This window comes from Methyloceanibacter sp. (assembly GCF_058506495.1).
Window position 1 is genome coordinate 1 of the sequence record NZ_JBZMXT010000141.1, and the last position, 3,592, is coordinate 3,592.

Consider the following 3,592-nt stretch of genomic DNA (forward strand, 5'->3'; position numbering starts at 1 on the left):
ATTATCAGCGCTGGCGAGTTCTTTGTGCCAGTCACCCACCCGAACGACGCGATCGCAATAGCCGCAATGCAGAATGCAACGCCAGTTTCGGTGACGCCGTTCCCTGCCCTCTATACGTACTGCCTGAGATACTTCGCCTGTACGTCAGCGACCCAGTTGCCGACGTTCCACGAACCGTACGAGCCCATGCCGTCGCGTGGATCATCCCCCCAGCAGACAGGGACGTGAACGAGCGACAAACCGTCGTGCGCGACGGCCGAGCCTAGCGCCTCATCCAACTCCTCTTGCGTCTCCCCGCCGTAGATTGCGAAAACCCCCTCTACAGCTTGCGCCAGCTGCACATAGTCGACCGTGACACGATCATTGGTCGCGAATTCGCGACCGTATTGCGCTTCCTGCAGACCTGTGATCGCCGCCATCCTCCTGTTGTCAAAAAGGACGATGCAGCCTTTCGCCCCGTGCTGCACGGCGTCAATCAAAATCTGCGGGTTCATCATGAACGAGCCATCGCCCGTGAAGGCGAAGCCGTATCGGGGCCGGTCGGCAACGGCCGAAGCGAGCAGCGCGCTCACCGCAAAGCCCATGTAGGACGCGCCACTCTCGGTAAAGGTCTGGCCGCTCCGGTCATCCACAACGATCTGAAATCCATTAGCCTGCACATCACCGGCGTCGAAGTATTTGACGGCGCCGATTTGGTTGGCGAGAGAGGCCGCACGGTGGATGGCGACCGGCTGGGTCAGGACCGGTCGCCCCCACGCCGCATCCGGCAGCGGCGGACAGGCCAGCCGTTCCGCCTTGAAGGCTTGCCACTCGGCCTTCTTGGCGCGACAGCCTGCAAGCCAATCGGCTCGTTGGGCGAGGTCGATCCGGTTGGATACCTTGGCCCGATCGATCAAAGCACGCGTCACGGAACCGACGTCGCCCGGCAGGCCGATCGTATTCGCGTAATGCGCGAGATCGTCGAGGTCGCCGTTGATGTTGATGACGGCCCGAGCGTTGGGGTAGCCGATGCCGGAACAGTCTGCCTGGCAGACGCCGCGCGTGCCGATCGCAATCAGCAGATCGGCGTGCTCCATCGCATAGTTGCCGCTAATCGAGCCTTTTGATCCGCCAACATGCATATTCTGGGGGTGGGCGTCCGGAAGGACACCGGTGGAACCCGGTGAGAGAACTACGGTTGCGCCGACACACTCGGCAAGCTCGGTAATCGCCCCATCATGGCCACGGCATCCGCCACCGGCCTTGATGACGATCCGCCGGGCCTCAGCAATTCGGGCAATAGCCTGATCAAGCACCTCACCGCCCTCAGGGCGCATCGCCGGCACGGAAAGCCGCGTCGGCAGTGTCTCGATATTGATGCGCGTGCATTTCGGTTGCGTGTTCAGTGGCAGTAGGACGTAGAACGGTCCCGCCTTGTAAGGATGGTGCACAGTTGCAGTGCCGCGGCGCATGCATTCACGCAAGGCCTCCGGCGTGTGCAGCGTATAGGAGGCGCCCATCAACGCTGTCATGCGCCCGAACAATCCCTGCTCGGGCTTCGGGATCTGCTGCATGTTGTAGCCTTCTCCCCAAGTCGTCTCGTCGCCGTAAATGTGATAGACGCCCACGCCGTTCGAGGCAGCTGCCAATGATCCGGCCATCGCCTGTAACGCACCTGGCCCGATCGACGTGACCACGGCACCGGTTTCGCCGTACTGCCAGGCAAGAGCTGTTGCCGCGTGCGCCATCTCCACTTCGTTGCGGCAGTTGATTGTCCGCGTGACGCCGTGTTGCTCGTAAACACGGAGCACCTCTGCAAGATCGGTTGAGCCGTGGCCGAAGATCGCGAAGTACTTGGACACCCCTTGGCGTAACAGGCCGAGCACAAGCGCTTCCGACAACGAAACTTGCTGCAGGCGATCGAGTTTGCCGGCGGCCAGTGCGGGAGCCAGACCACCTGCTTCTGCAATCGCTTGCGCGCGGTCCTGACTTGATGTGACCGACATCGGCAATCTCCTTCGCAGTTGTGGACTATGGAACGTCCATCGCGGCGAAAACCATACTATTTTTCGCAATATGAAAATTATTCGGCATTGCGAAATATTGTTGACGCAGAGCAAACACACATGCGACCAATTTGGCAACCAGGGAGTTGGCATTGGAAGACATGCTCAGCGAAGATTCATTATTGCAGCGGCGCAATGAGACCACGACGCCACGCCGCGATATCCAGTCGGTTGATCGCGCCCTGTCGATCCTCGAAGCCATCGCCAAAAAAGGCGGAGAGGCCGCACTTTCCGACCTTGCCGCTCAACTGCGCCTCAATGTTTCTACCTGCCACCATCTCATCTCGACGCTTGTTGCGCGAGGGTATGTCGTCAAAGGTTCGCGCCGAGGCTCCTATTCCCTCGGACCACAACTGCTCGTGCTCTCAGGCCGGGTGAACTGGCAGGACGATCTGCCGAGGCGGGCCGAACCGGCGATGGACCAGCTCAACCAGGAGACAGGCGAGGCGGTTCACTTCGCCGTGCTACGTGGCGATGAACTGGTGACGTTGGTCAAGCGGGACGCACTCCACGCCTTGCGCGTCGACACCACGGCGGCCGGCAAAGCTGTCGCTTGTCATGCCACGGCAACGGGAAAGGCGATCCTCGCCTGGATGGCAAAGAGCGACGTTCAGGCCTTGCTGAAGCGCCACGGGATGCAGCGCTTCACGAAACACACGATCACACGACAGACCGCGCTGCTGAAGGAACTTGCCGAGATCCGCCGAACGGGGATCGCGATGGACTGGGAGGAGTTCCAGCCCCACGTCGTTTGTTTGGGCGCTGCAATTCATGATCACACCGGCGCAGTCGTCGGCGCGATTAGCGTCTCGACGCCAACACCGCGGGTCGATGACGCGCATGTTGCCCGTGTCCGCGAGGCCGTCTCACGAACTGCCCATCACCTCTCGACAGGCGCGCCGCGTTTGCCTGAAGCAAGCAAGAACTCGAAGAATCACGAAGACCCGACCACGCGTGAGAAAACGCCACGCCCGCAATCCAAAACGCAGACGACGAAAAGGAAACGCACCAATGGTTGAGATGCCGCAACCCGCAACCGTCGGCTTTGTTGGGCTGGGAAATATAGGGCGGCCGATGGTCGAATCCCTCCTGCGCGCAGGCTTCGACGTCGCGATCCGCGACGTCCGTGAACAAGCTGCCGAACCGCTAGTGGCAGCAGGCGCGCGCTTCATGAAGACAAATCAGGAACTGGCGGACGCCGCTGATCTGATCGGCATCGCGGTCGTCGATGACAATCAGCTTCTCGATCTGGTGACAGGTGAGGGAAGGCTGATTGATTGCTGCAAGCCCGGATCGCTGCTTGTCGTGCATTCCACCGTCCTGCCCGCCACCATCCGCGAGATCGGTGCAAAGCTTGATGAAAAGGGTATTCATCTACTCGATGCCCAGATCAGTGGCGGCGACCTACGCGCCAAGGAGGGTGACCTCGCGATCATGGTTGGCGGCGAGCAGGAGCAGTTCGACAGATGCCGGGCGTACTTCGATGCGATCGGACGGCGCGCCGAACTCATGGGCGGGCGCGGCGCTGGCGCCATGACCAAGATCGC

3 protein-coding genes are annotated in these 3,592 nt (G+C 61.0%); 2 read left to right on the forward strand and 1 reads right to left on the reverse strand.

Annotated features, from left to right (window positions below; genetic code table 11):
- Positions 1-110: 110 nt before the first annotated feature.
- Positions 111-1,985 carry a thiamine pyrophosphate-binding protein gene (locus tag AC33YF_RS13250; protein WP_491777684.1) on the reverse strand — a complete coding sequence of 625 codons (1,875 nt, stop codon included), beginning with the start codon at positions 1,983-1,985 and terminating at the stop codon, positions 111-113.
- Between the two features lie 161 nt (positions 1,986-2,146).
- Here AC33YF_RS13250 and AC33YF_RS13255 point away from each other — a divergent pair, with 161 nt between their 5' ends.
- Both AC33YF_RS13255 and AC33YF_RS13260 read left to right on the forward strand, forming a co-directional pair.
- Entirely contained in the window at positions 2,147-3,064 is a 918-nt protein-coding gene (locus tag AC33YF_RS13255; protein WP_491777686.1) for an IclR family transcriptional regulator, read from the forward strand.
- Positions 3,000-3,592: NAD(P)-dependent oxidoreductase (locus AC33YF_RS13260; protein ID WP_491777685.1), on the forward strand; the 593-nt coding region annotated here is incomplete at its 3' end. The genes AC33YF_RS13255 and AC33YF_RS13260, both read left to right, overlap by 65 nt.

Bases quoted from the DNA above. Each gene is read 5' to 3' on its own strand.
- AC33YF_RS13255 (WP_491777686.1), top strand. From the start codon at position 2,147: ATGCTCAGCGAAGATTCATTATTGCAGCGGCGCAATGAGACCACGACG.
- AC33YF_RS13250 (WP_491777684.1), bottom strand. From the start codon at position 1,985: ATGTCGGTCACATCAAGTCAGGACCGCGCGCAAGCGATTGCAGAAGCA.